We start from the raw sequence: 12952 nt of genomic DNA on the forward strand, positions 1-12952 counted from the left end.
GGTGTACCGGGCTCATCTCGTAGGTGTCGAGCCCGGCTCCCGTCGTGAGGCTCGGTTCACAGGTCCATCGGCGTCGCGCACTCGAACCACACCGTCTTGCCGAGCGCGCCGACCGGGTCGACTCCCCACTTGTCCGTGAGGGCGTTCACCAGGATCAGGCCCCGGCCCGACTCGGCGTCCAGGGGCAAGTCGGGGGTGGGGGTGGGGAGTTTCGGGCTGGGGTCGGTCACCTCCACGCGGACCGCGTTCGGTTGACGGAGGATCAGGATCTGGCAGCGGCCGTCCGGGACGTGGCGGTGGACGTTCGTGACCAGTTCCGTGAGGGCCAACTCCACCGCGTCCGCTACCTCTTCCGTCCGCCACTCCTTCAACAGGGTGCGCGTGATGCGGCGGATGTGGCGCGGCGAGTGGTCGCCGACCTTGAGGATCAGGCAGTACGTGGGGAAGAGAGGACCCACCAGGAAGGGGGGAAAGTGTTCGTTCACGGTACGAGCGTGGACCCTCTTACCTACTCTGGGCTACCAAGTGAATACAACCCGTCGGTTTGTTCGCGGGTTTTCGAAACTTCTTGCCAGAGAGGGGACTTGGGTGACCCACATCAACGTTCTCGACCCGGGGGCGTCGCCGCTCGACTACTACGGCTTCGAGCTGCGGCGATTCCGTGAGTCGTCCGGGATGACCCAGGGTCAGCTGGGCGACATCATCAACTACACGGGTTCCCTCATCGGCCAGATCGAGAACGCGCGGAAGGTCCCCACGCTGGAGTTCAGCCAGCGGATCGATGCGGCGCTGAACACGGACGGTTTCTTTTCGCGGCTGGTCATTCTTGTCCTGCGCTCCCAACTGCCGTCGTGGTTTCAGCAGGTGGCGGAGCTGGAGGCGCGCGCCGTCGAGATCCTCACGTTCCAGATCGGCATGATCCACGGCCTCCTCCAGACCCCGGCGTACGCGCGCGCCACGCTCGGCACGATGGACCAGGTCGACCTCGACAACCGTACGACCGCCCGGCTCGCCCGTCAGTGCGTCCTGGAGAAGGCGGAGCCGCCCGTCTTCTGGGCCATCGTCAGCGAGGCCGCGCTCTACCAGGAGATCGGCGGTCCGGAGGTCATGCGAGAGCAACTGGCGCATCTGTTGGCCTTCGAGGACAACCCTCGGATCAACGTCCAGATCCTGCCGTTCACGGCTGGCGCGCACGCGGGATCACAAGGATCGTTCACCGTATTCCGCTTCGTCGACGACCCCGACATCGTCTACACGGAGGGGTACGGCAACGGGCACCCCACCGCCAACCCGGACACCGTCAAGGACTGCTCACTCCGTTACGATCATCTCCAAGCCGCCGCACACTCCATCAAGGACTCGGCGGAGTTGATCCGGCGGGTGATGGAGGAACGCTATGGCACGGAGCGCGGAGATTCTGTGGCGTAAGTCCAGTTACAGCGGCGACCAGGGCGGCGAGTGCGTGCAGATTGCCTCAACCCCCCTCACCCACATCGCCGTCCGAGACTCCAAGAACCCCGCAGGCCCCCAACTCACCCTCCACCCCACGGCGTTCTCGGAGTTCCTCACCTGGACTCAGAGCCGCTGAAGGATCGTCCCCGTAGCCAGCGCACCCCCCGCGCACATCACCACCAACGCGAACTCCTTGTCGGACCGCTCCAGTTCATGCAGCGCCGTAGTGATGAGCCGAGCCCCGGTCGCCCCCACCGGATGCCCGAGGGCGATCGCACCCCCGTTGACGTTCACCTTCGCCAGGTCCTGGCCGAACACCCGCGCCCAGCTCAACACCACTGACGCGAACGCCTCGTTGATCTCGACGAGGTCGATGTCCTTCAGCGACATCCCCGCCTTGCCCAGCACCGCGTGCGTCGCGTCGATCGGCCCGTCGAGGTGGTAGTGCGGGTCGGCACCGACCAACGCCTGCGCCACGATCCGAGCCCGGGGCTTCAACTTCAGCGCACGGGCCATCCGTTTGGACGCCCACATGATCGCGGCGGCGCCGTCGCTGATCTGCGAGGAGTTCCCCGCCGTGTGAACGGCCGTCGGCATGATGGGTTTCAGCCCCGCGAGCGTTTCGAGAGACGTGTCACGCAGCCCCTCGTCCCGGTCCACGAGCCGCCACATCCCTTGACCTGCGGCCTGCTCCTCCTCGGTCGTCGGCACCTGCACGCCGAACGTCTCCCGCTTGAACCGCTCCTCCAACCACGCGTCCCCCGCGCGCTGTTGGGACAGCACTCCCAGCTCGTCCACGTCCTCGCGGGTCAACTCCCGCCGCCGGGCGATGCGTTCGGCGGCCTCGAACTGGTTGGGCAGGTCGACGTTCCACTCGTCGGGGAACGGCTTCCCGGGCCCGTGCTTGGACGCGGAGCCCAGCGGCACACGGGACATGGCCTCGACGCCACAGCTCACCCCGACGTCGATGACCCCGGCCGCGATCATGTTCGCGGTCATGTGCGCGGCCTGCTGAGAGGACCCGCACTGGCAGTTGACGGTCGTCGCGGCGGTCTCGTACGGCAGGCCCATGGTCAGCCAGGCGGTCCGCGCGGGGTTGGCGGACTGCTCGCCGGCCTGCGTCACCGCGCCGCCGACGATCTGTTCGACCGCGTCGGCGGGAATGCCGGTACGGCCGAGGAGTTCACGGTACGTCTCGCCGAGCAGATAGGCGGGGTGGAGGTTGGCGAGCGCGCCGCCGCGCTTGCCGATGGGGGTGCGGACAGCTTCCACGATCACGGGTTCGGCGGCCATGGGTGCGGATTCCTTCCGGGGCCGAGTAACTAGTACGTGTTCTAGTTCCGGCTGCCAGTCTGCGGATGTGGCGTACGTCACCGCAAGGGTCTTGCAGCCTCAAGCCCGCTGAACTACGGTCGCCGCACCTATTTCTGATGAGCCGTCAGATGGCGGGAGCTGTCCCATGCCCTGTCCAGCGCTTCCCGAAGGCTTCGACTTCACCGACCCCGACCTGCTGCAACACCGAGTACCCCTCCCGGAGTTCGCCTCTCTGCGCAGCGTCGAACCGGTGCGCTGGATACCGCAGTCGGACAACGTGGCCGGTTTCCAGGACGAGGGGTACTGGGCCGTGACCCGGCACGCCGACGTCCGGTACGTCTCGACCCACCCCGAACTCTTCTCGTCCTCCGTCAATACCGCGATCATCCGCTTCAACGACCACATCGACCGCGCGTCCATCGAGGCGCAGCGCCTGATCATGCTGAACATGGACCCGCCGGAGCACACGAGGGTCCGGCAGATCGTCCAACGCGGCTTTACGCCAAGGTCGATTCGGGCACTCGAAGAGAGGCTGCGCAATCGCGCGCACGACATCGTCGAGATCGTACGAGGCCAGGAGGACCCCTTCGACTTCGTCACCCAAGTCGCCTGCGAACTCCCCCTCCAGGCGATCGCCGAACTGATCGGCATTCCCCAGGACGACCGGGCGCGGGTCTTCGACTGGTCCAACAAGATGATCGCCTACGACGACCCCGAGTTCGCCGTGACGGAAGAGGTCGGCCAGCAGTCCGCCGCCGAGATCATCGCCTACGCGATGGACATGGCCGGCGAGCGGAAGAAGTGCCCGGCGAAGGACATCGTCTCGACGCTGGTCGCCGCCGAGGACGAAGGGAACCTGAACTCCGACGAGTTCGGGTTCTTCGTGCTGATGCTGGCCGTCGCCGGGAACGAGACGACGCGCAACGCGATCACGCACGGCATGCACGCGTTCCTGACCCACCCCGACCAGTGGGAGCTGTACTGCCGCGAACGTCCCTCGACCATGGCCGAGGAGGTCGTCCGCTGGGCCACCCCTGTCGTGTCGTTCCAGCGAACGGCCACGCAGGACACGGAGTTGGGCGGGAAACAGATCAAGAAGGGTGAACGGGTGGGGCTGTTCTACGCCTCCGCCAATCACGACCCCGAAGTCTTCGAGAATCCCGACCGGTTCGACGTCATGAGAGACCCGAACCCCCACCTCGGGTTCGGAGGCGGGGGTCCGCATTACTGCTTGGGCAAGTCGCTGGCCGTACTGGAGATCGACCTGATCTTCAACGCCGTCGCCGACGCGATGCCGGGAATTCGGCTCGTCGAGGACCCTCGGCGGCTGCGTTCCGCGTGGATCAACGGCGTCAAGGAGCTACGAGTCAGTGCGAGTTGACCGTAAAACTCAGTACCAGCCGTTGGACTGCCAGAAGTTCCACGCGGCGGCCGGGCTGCCGTACCGCGAATTCATGTACTCCAGGCCCCACTTGATCTGCGTGGCGGCGTTCGTCTTCCAGTCGGAGCCGGCGGACGCCATCTTCGAGCCGGGGAGCGCCTGGACGAGGCCGTAGGCGCCGGAGGAGGAGTTCGTCGCGTCGACGTCCCAGCCGGACTCGTGCTCGACGATGTGCGCGAACGCGTTGTACTGCGCCGTGTCCGGGATCAGCTGCTTCGCGATCGTCTGCGCCTGGGAGGCGGAGTCCGTGGACGCGGTCGCCGCATGGGCGGGGGCCGCGGTGAGGGCCATGCCGACGGCGGCGGTGGCCACGGCGGCGGTCGTGAGGGCCTTCTTCGGGGACTGGGCGATGCTGCGGACGGCGGCGAAAGACACGGGAACCTTGTTTCTTCGGGGACAGGGCGGTCGCTCGCACCGGGGGAGTCTCACCTCCGGCAAAGCGGCGGCGCCGAGGCCCGTGAAGGCTTGTCGGCGCCGTGCGACGTCAACCAGAGAAGCAGGCGGGGGGCGGCACCCGCAAACACCTCCTTTACTAGGTTTAGTCGCATTCGAGGTGGTTCGTTGCCGTGTGACCTGCGTCCGGAGCTACGAACCGGCTTCGTAGGTGACGTGGGTCATGTGGGGTGGTTCACCGATCAACGGGTCTTTTCGGTGCTTTCTAGCTGAAAAGCACCGACCGGAACTCGGTGCGCTCGCCCCCGGAGTGCGGCACCAGCGCGGTCGGGGAGCCCGTGCAGCCCGGTCCCTCGAAGATCACGGCCGTGGAGTCCGTGTCGTTGTACGCGTGGCGCGCGGGGGAGCTGGAGCTCGGGTTCGCCACCTCCGGCAGAGTGATGCACTCCCGGCTCGCCGGGTTCCCCAGGGCGGCCACCTGCGGGGAGCCGTCCAGTCCGCTGTAGACGTAGAGGAAGACGCCATCGGCCGCCGACGCCGAGGTGGGGACGGTGACGATCAGGGCGAGAGCTCCGACGGTGGCGGCCAGAGCGGTACGCATGCGCATGTGCGCGGGTCCTTTCGCGGTCTCTCCGTTACCCATGGGAGGCATGAAGCTGCGGAGAGTGATGAGCGTTACGGCCGCAGACCTGCCCAGGACGAACAGGGTCATGCCGGTACTCACTCGTACGAATGACCGCGTTCCGTACGTTTACTCCGCGACGGCCGCGTACGTCACCGGGTCGCTCCCCGGCACGGCCTCCACGCGGCCCAGCTTCACCAGGCGCCTGACGTGCGCTTCCGCCTCCGACACCGCGATGTTCCGCGAGCCGTACGGGATCTCCGCCCAGGGCCGGTTCCACTCCATCCGCACCGCGAGCTGCCATGGCGTGAGGGGCGTTGTCAGTAGGGCCTGCAACGCTGAAAGCCGCTGGTCGTGGTGGTCCAGCAGGGCCTGGACGCGGGCCGGGGCGTCGGTGAACGAGTACTGGTGGGCGGGGAGGATCTCGGAGGGGGTGAGGCGGGCTATCCGTTCCAGGGAGTCGAGGTAGTCACCGAGCGGGTCCGTGACCGTCGCGTCGTCCGGGTCCTCGTACAGGCCGATGTGGGGGGTGATCTCGGGGAGGAGGTGGTCGCCGGAGAAGAGGCGGCCCGTGCCGGGGAGGTTGTGCGGGTGGGTCTCCTCCAGGTGCAGGCAGACGTGACCGGGCGTGTGGCCCGGCGTCCAGATCGCGCGCAGACGGCGACCGGGCAGGGGGAGAAGCTCGCCGGGGACGATCTCGCGGTCCGGGATCGCCGGGGAGAAGCCGGGGAGCGGGCGGCGCGGGGCCTGGCGGAGAGGTGCTACGTGTTCTTCGGGCGCGCCCGCCGCCGTCAGCTTCGCCGACATGTACGCGTACCAGCGCTCCGGCCGCGTCTCCCGCGTACGGCGGACTATCGCCGCGTCCGCCTCGTGCATCGCGATCCACGCACCCGACGCGTCCCGCACCTTGCCGGAGAGGCCGTGGTGGTCGGGGTGGTGGTGGGTGACGACGACGCCGGTCAACTCCTCCACTGACGTACCGCAGTTGGTGAGGCCCTGGACGAGGGTGTCCCACGATGTCGGGTCGTCCCAGCCCGTGTCCACGAGCACCGGTCCGGCGTCCGTGTCGACGACGTACACCAGCGTGTGGCCCAACGGGTTGTCCGGGATGGGGACTTGGAGGGAGCGGACGCCGCCGCCGTGGTCGTACGCCTTCGTGCCGGTCCCCGTCATGTGCCCTCCGCATGCCGCCGCGCCGTGGCCATTGCTCACTATAACTAGAACTGGTATCAGTTCCTGAAACACCGTCAGAAACCGGTGCCGATACCGAGGGTGTGGTGGCGATGGACGTCGTGGAGTACGGACAGCTGGTCATCGGCGGGGAGTTGGTCGAGCCGCTCGGGGACGGGGTCATCGAGGTCGTCTCGCCGCATACCGAGGAAGTGATCGGGCGGGTGCCTCATGCGTCCTTCGAGGACGTCGATCGGGCTGTCGGGGTGGCTCGGCGGGCCTTCGACGAAGGGCCTTGGCCTCGGCTGTCGTTGGAGGAGCGGATCGCCGTTGTCACGCGGATCAAGGACGGAGTCGCCGCGCGGCACGAGGAGTTGGCCCGGGTCATCTCCTCCGAGAACGGGTCGCCCTACTCGTGGAGTGTGCTCGGGCAGGCGCTCGCTTCCATGATGGTGTGGGACTCCGCGATCACCGTTGCTCGGGGGTTCGTGTTCGAGGAGCGGCGGGACGGGGTGCTGGGGAAGATCCTGGTGCGGCGGGAGCCTGTGGGGGTGGTTGCCGCTGTCATTCCCTGGAACACGCCTCAGTTCGTCGCCGCGTCCAAGTTGGCGCCGGCGTTGTTGAGTGGCTGCTCTGTCGTGCTCAAGCCGTCGCCCGAGGCTCCGCTTGATTCGTACGTGCTTGCCGAGATCTGTCGGGATGCCGGGTTGCCCGAGGGGGTGTTGTCCGTTTTGCCTGCGGATCGGGAGACCGGGGAGTATCTCGTCGGGCATTCCGGGGTCGACAAAGTGGCGTTCACCGGGTCTGTGGCTGCTGGGAAGCGGGTGATGGAGGTTGCGGCTCGGAATTTGACTCGGGTTACTTTGGAGTTGGGGGGGAAGTCTGCGGCGATTGTGTTGCCGGATGCGGATGTTGATGCTGCGGTTGGTGGGATCGGGCCTGCTGCGTGGATGAATAACGGGCAGGCGTGTGTCGCGCAGACTCGGATTCTTTTGCCTCGGGAGCGGTACGACGAGTTTGCCGAGGCGTTTGTTTCTGCCGTTCGTGCGCTGAAAGTTGGCGATCCGCTTGACCCTGCTACCCAGATCGGGCCGCTTGTTGCTCGGCGGCAGCAGGAACGTAGCTTCGAGTACATCCGGATCGGGCAGGAAGAAGGGGCCAAGGTTCTGGTCGGGGGTGGGCGTCCTGAGGGGATGGAACGCGGGTGGTACGTCGCTCCTACGCTTCTCGGGGACGTCGACAACAGTATGCGGGTTGCCCGGGAGGAGATATTCGGGCCGGTGATCTGTCTTCTTCCCTACGGTGACGAGGACGAGGCCGTGCGGATTGCCAATGACTCCGAGTACGGGTTGAGCGGGAGTGTGTGGACCGGGGATGTCGAGCGTGGGGTTGATATTGCTCGGCGGGTTCGGACCGGGACGTACAACGTGAATACGTTCAGCCTTGACATGCTGGGGCCCTTCGGGGGCTACAAGAACAGTGGCCTGGGGCGGGAGTTCGGTCCCGAAGGCTTCGGGGAGTACCTGGAGCACAAGATGATCCACCTGCCGGCTGGAGCGTAACCGTGGGTGATCGGTGGCGGCTCGATGTGGATCGGGCGTTGTGTATCGGGTCCGGGCAGTGCGTTCACCGGACCCGGGGGTTCTTCCAACTCGACGCCGACCGCCAGTCCCGGCCGGCTGAGGCGGAGACCGATGCGAACGAGGGCGTCTTGGAGGCGGCGGAGAACTGTCCGGTGGAGGCGATCACGATCACGTTGGCGGGGAGCGGGGAGGTGGTGTTTCCGCCGGAGGAGTAGGGGGTTCTGAGGGTGGGCGGGTGCGGGTCCGTTGTGGCTGGTCGCGCAGTTCCCCGCGCCCCTAGGGGGTGGGTGCTGTCGTCAGTAGAGTGCGGGTTCGTCGTGGTTTCTCGCGCAGTTCCCCGCGCCCCTGAGGGGTGGCAGATCTATGCTGTCGCCTTCAGGCTTTGGGTGGGTGCGCGTCTAGCTGGGGGCTCTTCATGCGGTCAGGTATTCGGCGGCTCAGTGGTGTGTTCGTTGTCGGTTCCGTTCTGTTCTCCCTCTCGGGGTGTGTTGTTCCCTCCGACGCCGTTGCCGGGGTTTCCGTCGGTGCTGATGGGAAGTTGGTCGGGGTCATGCTGGTGTGTGGGCATCACATTGACGGCGCGACTCTTTATATCGACAGCGAGGAAGCCGTTAAGGAAAGGAAGGTGGGGATGTGGATTGCCGACCAGCCTCTTGGGCCCGGTCTCGTTACCTGGCCCCTTGAAACCCCTGCCGCCGGGTGGGGTGGGAAGGGGTTGTCCGCCCCCCTTGCCGACGGCGTCAATTACCTGTTCTACGGGTGGACCAAGGACAACTCCTGGTCGGCGACAAGCGTTTCGTTCAGCCTGCGGGATCGGATTCTTCCCGGACAGGTTCGGTATGAGGGCGAGGACTCCTCTGCGATCACCGCCTCCCTGGAGGAGTTCGAGGCTACGGCCTGTCAGTAGTAGGCGTGTCGATCAGTTTGCAGACCGTCTCGATGTCGATTTTCACCTGCGCGATGGACGCACGGCCCGAGAGCCAAGTGATCAGGGCCGAGTGCCAGGTGTGTTCGATTACCCGGACTGCTGATAGTTGCGCGGGAGTTGGGTCGGGTTCGCCCATGGCGTCCAGGATGATTGATGTCGTCTGGCGGGAGACCTGGTCCACCTCGGGGCTTACGCTGCGGTCCGCGAAAGTCAGGGCCCGGACCATCGCGTCGGCCAAGTGGGGTTCTCGTTGCAGGGCCCGGAACGCTCGCATCAAGGTTTCCGCCACCCGCGTGCTGGGGGAGTCCCCCGTCGGCGGCTTCTTCCTCAACGTGCCGTGCATCTGCGCCAGTTGATCCTGCATCGTCGCCACCAACAGGTGCACCTTCGACGGGAAGTAGCGATACAGCGTCCCCAGCGCCACCTGGGACGACTCCGCGACCTCCCTCATCTGGACCGCGTCGAAGCCGCCGCGGCTCGCGAGTTGGGCGGTGGTGTGGAGGATCCTGCTGCGGCGGGCCTGCTGGCGTTCCGTGAGGGAGGGGGAGGGTGGTTCCGGGGGCATGGGTACCGTCCGTGGGGCCGGGTGATCGTGCGGTGCGCGGCCGTGGTGTGAATCACCTGATCCACTGCTCACAGGCCCCCTACCTGCCGGTAGATTCGAAGCCTCCCGGACGACCAAGTCTGAAACTTGTTCTAGATTAGCGCCCGGCGTAGTCTCGCCGTCTCGCGCAGGCAGAAGGGGGCCCGGAGTGACCGCTGAGGCCAGTGGGGCCGAACCGGCCACGGACGGAGGGCGCCCGCTCGCGATCGCGTTGCTCACGTACAAGGGGAACCCGTTCTGCGGCGGCCAGGGCGTCTACGTACGGCACCTCTCCCGCGAACTCGCCCGCCTGGGCCACCGCGTCGAGGTCATCGGCTCCCAGCCGTACCCAGTCGTTGACAATGGCGTCACCCTCACCGAGCTCCCCAGCCTCGACCTGTACCGCTCCCCGGACCCCTTCCGCACCCCCAAACGCGACGAGTACCGCGACTGGATCGACGCGCTGGAGGTCGGCACGATGTGGACCGGCGGCTTCCCGGAGCCGCTGACCTTCTCGCTGCGCGCCCGCCGCCATCTGCGCGAGCGGCGCGGCGAGTTCGACGTCGTGCACGACAACCAGACGCTCGGCTACGGCCTGTTGGGCGACGTCGGCGCACCGCTGGTCACGACGATCCACCACCCCATCACCGTGGACCGCCAGTTGGAGCTGGACGCGGCGCAGGGCTGGCAGAAGCGGTACTCGGTGCGCCGGTGGTACGGGTTCACGCGGATGCAGAAGCGGGTCGCCCGCCGCCTCCCGTCCGTCCTCACCGTCTCCGGCACGTCCCGCCAGGAGATCGTCGACCACCTCGGCGTCCGCGACGACCGCATCCACGTCGTCCACATCGGCGCCGACACGAACCTGTTCGCGCCGGACGCCTCCGTCCCGGTCGTCCCGGGCCGCATCGTCACGACGTCCAGCGCGGACGTCCCCCTCAAGGGCCTGGTGTACCTCGTCGAGGCGCTCGCGAAGGTCCGTACGGAACACGACGACGCGCACCTGATCGTCGTAGGGAAGCAGCCCACCGAGGGCCCGGTCGCGCGGGCGATCGAGCGGTACGGCCTCCAGGGCGCCGTCGAGTTCGTGAAGGGCATCTCGGACGAGGAACTGGTCGCCCTGGTCCGCTCGGCGGAGGTCGCCTGCGTGCCGTCTTTGTACGAGGGCTTCTCCCTCCCGGCGGCCGAGGCGATGGCGACCGGTACCCCGCTGGTCGCGACGACGGGCGGCGCGATCCCCGAGGTGGCGGGCCCCGACGGCGAGACGTGCGTGGCGGTACCGCCGGGCGACGCGGGCGCGCTGGCCGCCGGTCTGGGCCGGCTGCTGGGCGACCCGGAGCTGCGGGCACGCCTGGGTGCGGCCGGCAGAAAACGCGTACTGTCCCGTTTCACCTGGGCGAGGGCGGCCGAGGGGACGGTCGAGAGGTACCGCGAGGCGATCGCGAGGAACGGCAGCGGAGGCCGCACGGCGACGAGGGCCGGCGAGGGACAGCGGGCCGGGAACGCCGCTTCGAGCCGCGCCGGGGACGCTGCCGCGCGCCCCGCCGGCGGTGACCTCCCGAGCGGAGCCGGGCAGCAGGCCCCGTACCCGACCGACCGCCCCTCCTCCGAGGTTTCCGGTGTTTCCACCGGAGTTCCCCCCGCCCCCACTCCCGAAAGCAGGGCCACGTGCTGACCGTCGACTTCTCCAGGTTCCCGCTCGCCCCGGGGGACCGTGTGCTGGACCTCGGGTGCGGCGCCGGACGGCACGCCTTCGAGTGTTACCGGCGGGGAGCGCAGGTCGTCGCGCTGGACCAGAACGGCGAGGAGATCCGCGAGGTCGCCAAGTGGTTCGCGGCGATGAAGGAGGCCGGGGAGGCGCCGGAGGGTGCCACCGCGACCGCCATGGAGGGTGACGCGCTCGCGCTGCCGTTCCCGGACGAGTCCTTCGACGTCGTCATCATCTCCGAGGTCATGGAGCACATCCCGGACGACAAGGGCGTACTCGCCGAGATGGTACGGGTGTTGAGGCCCGGCGGCCGGATCGCGATCACCGTCCCCCGGTACGGCCCGGAGAAGGTGTGCTGGACGCTGTCCGACGCCTACCACGAGGTCGAGGGCGGCCACATCCGCATCTACAAGGCCGACGAACTCCTCGCCAAGATCCGCGAGGCCGGCCTCAAGCCGTACGGCACGCATCACGCGCACGCCCTGCACTCCCCGTACTGGTGGCTGAAGTGCGCGTTCGGCGTGGACAACGACCAGGTGCTCCCGGTGAAGGCGTACCACAAGCTGCTGGTGTGGGACATCATGAAGAAACCGCTGGTCACCCGGGTCGCCGAACAGGCCCTGAACCCGATGATCGGCAAGAGCTTCGTGGCGTACGCGACCAAGCCCCACCTGCCCGTGGTGGACGCCAAGTGACCGCTCCCCGGACAGAACACCTCGTCCTGCCCGGGGTCCTCACCGCCGAGCAGGCCGTGGCGACCGTGCGCGGCATCCTCGGCGTGCAGCGCGAGGACGGTGCGATCCCCTGGTTCCGGGGCCACCACCTCGACCCGTGGGACCACACCGAGGCCGCGATGGCGCTGGACGCGGCCGGTGAGCACGAGGCGGCGGAGCGCGCGTACCTGTGGCTCGCCCGCCACCAGACCGAGGACGGCTCCTGGTACGCCGCGTACGCCGACGGCGCGCACGACGACGTCACCGACCGGGCCCGCGAGTCCAACTTCGTTGCCTACATCGCCGTTGGTGTCTGGCACCACTACCTCGCCACCGGCGACGACACGTTCCTGGACCGGATGTGGCCCGTCGTGTACGCGGCCGTGGAGTGGGTGCTGCGGCTCCAGCAGCCGGGCGGCGAGATCGGCTGGCGCCGCGAGGACGACGGTACGCCCACCAACGACGCGCTGCTGACCGGGAGTTCGTCGGTCCACCACGCGCTGCGGTGCGCCCTGGCCATCGCCGAGCAGCGTGAAGAGCCGCAGCCGGACTGGGAGTTGGCGGTCGGCGCGCTGCGGCACGCGATCCGGCGGCACCCGGAGCGGTTCCTCGACAAGGGCCGCTACTCCATGGACTGGTACTACCCGGTGCTGGGCGGTGCGTTGACCGGCCAGGAGGCCAAGTCCCGTATGGAGGAGGGCTGGGAGCGGTTCGTCGTACCCGGCTTCGGGGTGCGCTGCGTCGTGCCGAACCCCTGGGTCACCGGCGGCGAGTCCGCCGAACTCGCCCTGACGCTCTGGGCGATGGGCGAATCGGACCGGGCGCTGGAGATCCTCCAGTCGATCCAGCACCTGCGGGACGCGGACAGCGGGCTGTACTGGACGGGGTACGTCTTCTCCGACGACGCCGTCTGGCCACGGGAGTTGACGACGTGGACGGCGGGCTCGCTGCTGCTCGCGGTCGCGGCGCTCGGCGGCGACGAGGCGACGTGCGCGGTGTTCGGCGGGGAGCAGTTGCCGGTGGGTCTGGACCCCGACTGCTGTTAGCC

15 protein-coding genes are annotated in these 12952 nt (G+C 67.8%); 9 read left to right on the forward strand and 6 right to left on the reverse strand.

What is annotated here, in order from left to right; all coding sequences use genetic code 11:
- Window positions 1–56: 56 nt before the first annotated feature.
- Window positions 57–485: an ATP-binding protein gene (locus tag J8M50_RS11685; protein ID WP_010351945.1), complete on the reverse strand. Its 429-nt coding sequence runs from the start codon at window positions 483–485 to the stop codon at window positions 57–59.
- 103 nt (window positions 486–588) lie between these two features.
- Between J8M50_RS11685 and J8M50_RS11690 the strand changes: the two genes are divergently transcribed.
- Both J8M50_RS11690 and J8M50_RS11695 read left to right on the forward strand, forming a co-directional pair.
- Window positions 589–1428, forward strand: coding sequence for a helix-turn-helix domain-containing protein (locus J8M50_RS11690; RefSeq protein ID WP_010351944.1), 840 nt, complete (start codon window positions 589–591; stop codon window positions 1426–1428).
- The gene (locus tag J8M50_RS11695; protein ID WP_010351943.1) at window positions 1397–1588 is read left to right on the forward strand and encodes a DUF397 domain-containing protein; all 192 of its coding nucleotides are present in this window, start codon (window positions 1397–1399) and stop codon (window positions 1586–1588) included. The genes J8M50_RS11690 and J8M50_RS11695 overlap by 32 nt, the downstream gene beginning before the upstream one ends.
- Here the strand turns inward: J8M50_RS11695 and J8M50_RS11700 are convergent.
- Window positions 1576–2745, reverse strand: a complete 1170-nt coding sequence (locus J8M50_RS11700; RefSeq protein ID WP_010351942.1) for a steroid 3-ketoacyl-CoA thiolase — start codon at window positions 2743–2745, stop codon at window positions 1576–1578. The two genes, J8M50_RS11695 and J8M50_RS11700, sit on opposite strands and share 13 nt — an antisense overlap.
- Before the next feature lie 166 nt (window positions 2746–2911).
- Here J8M50_RS11700 and J8M50_RS11705 point away from each other — a divergent pair, with 166 nt between their 5' ends.
- Window positions 2912–4147 carry a cytochrome P450 gene (locus tag J8M50_RS11705; RefSeq protein WP_010351941.1) on the forward strand — a complete coding sequence of 412 codons (1236 nt, stop codon included), beginning with the start codon at window positions 2912–2914 and terminating at the stop codon, window positions 4145–4147.
- Between the two features lie 9 nt (window positions 4148–4156).
- On the opposite strand, the gene J8M50_RS11710 is transcribed toward J8M50_RS11705, so the two are convergent.
- The 3 genes from J8M50_RS11710 to J8M50_RS11720 form a co-directional block, all read right to left on the reverse strand.
- Window positions 4157–4582 carry an aggregation-promoting factor C-terminal-like domain-containing protein gene (locus J8M50_RS11710; protein WP_010351940.1) on the reverse strand — a complete coding sequence of 142 codons (426 nt, stop codon included), beginning with the start codon at window positions 4580–4582 and terminating at the stop codon, window positions 4157–4159.
- A gap of 283 nt (window positions 4583–4865) precedes the next feature.
- A complete protein-coding gene (locus J8M50_RS11715) occupies window positions 4866–5207 on the reverse strand; it encodes a hypothetical protein (protein ID WP_029183609.1) in 342 nt (113 codons plus the stop codon).
- 144 nt (window positions 5208–5351) lie between these two features.
- Window positions 5352–6395: a Strvi_7410 family MBL fold metallo-hydrolase gene (locus tag J8M50_RS11720; protein WP_010351938.1), complete on the reverse strand. Its 1044-nt coding sequence runs from the start codon at window positions 6393–6395 to the stop codon at window positions 5352–5354.
- Between the two features lie 110 nt (window positions 6396–6505).
- Here J8M50_RS11720 and J8M50_RS11725 point away from each other — a divergent pair, with 110 nt between their 5' ends.
- The 3 genes from J8M50_RS11725 to J8M50_RS11735 all read left to right on the forward strand — a co-directional run bounded on the left by J8M50_RS11725 (window position 6506) and on the right by J8M50_RS11735 (window position 8882).
- Entirely contained in the window at window positions 6506–7954 is a 1449-nt protein-coding gene (locus tag J8M50_RS11725) for an aldehyde dehydrogenase (protein ID WP_040835770.1), read from the forward strand.
- A gap of 2 nt (window positions 7955–7956) precedes the next feature.
- Complete coding sequence (locus J8M50_RS11730; RefSeq protein WP_010351936.1) at window positions 7957–8190, forward strand: ferredoxin; 234 nt, start codon at window positions 7957–7959, stop codon at window positions 8188–8190.
- A gap of 230 nt (window positions 8191–8420) precedes the next feature.
- Window positions 8421–8882 carry a hypothetical protein gene (locus J8M50_RS11735; protein ID WP_223786197.1) on the forward strand — a complete coding sequence of 154 codons (462 nt, stop codon included), beginning with the start codon at window positions 8421–8423 and terminating at the stop codon, window positions 8880–8882.
- Here the strand turns inward: J8M50_RS11735 and J8M50_RS11740 are convergent.
- Window positions 8866–9468, reverse strand: a complete 603-nt coding sequence (locus J8M50_RS11740) for a TetR family transcriptional regulator (RefSeq protein ID WP_010351934.1) — start codon at window positions 9466–9468, stop codon at window positions 8866–8868. The two genes, J8M50_RS11735 and J8M50_RS11740, sit on opposite strands and share 17 nt — an antisense overlap.
- 187 nt (window positions 9469–9655) lie before the next feature.
- Between J8M50_RS11740 and J8M50_RS11745 the strand changes: the two genes are divergently transcribed.
- Genes J8M50_RS11745 through J8M50_RS11755 form a run of 3 tightly spaced genes read left to right on the forward strand, consistent with a single transcriptional unit; the run spans window position 9656 to window position 12950 of the window.
- Window positions 9656–11158 carry a glycosyltransferase family 4 protein gene (locus J8M50_RS11745; RefSeq protein WP_010351933.1) on the forward strand — a complete coding sequence of 501 codons (1503 nt, stop codon included), beginning with the start codon at window positions 9656–9658 and terminating at the stop codon, window positions 11156–11158.
- Entirely contained in the window at window positions 11152–11886 is a 735-nt protein-coding gene (locus J8M50_RS11750) for a class I SAM-dependent methyltransferase (protein WP_010351932.1), read from the forward strand. Before J8M50_RS11745 ends, J8M50_RS11750 begins: the two co-directional genes overlap by 7 nt.
- Window positions 11883–12950, forward strand: a complete 1068-nt coding sequence (locus J8M50_RS11755) for a prenyltransferase/squalene oxidase repeat-containing protein (RefSeq protein ID WP_010351931.1) — start codon at window positions 11883–11885, stop codon at window positions 12948–12950. Before J8M50_RS11750 ends, J8M50_RS11755 begins: the two co-directional genes overlap by 4 nt.
- Window positions 12951–12952: the final 2 nt, after the last annotated feature.

Origin of the sequence: Streptomyces acidiscabies, assembly GCF_020010905.1 — a bacterium.
GTDB lineage: Bacteria > Actinomycetota > Actinomycetes > Streptomycetales > Streptomycetaceae > Streptomyces > Streptomyces acidiscabies.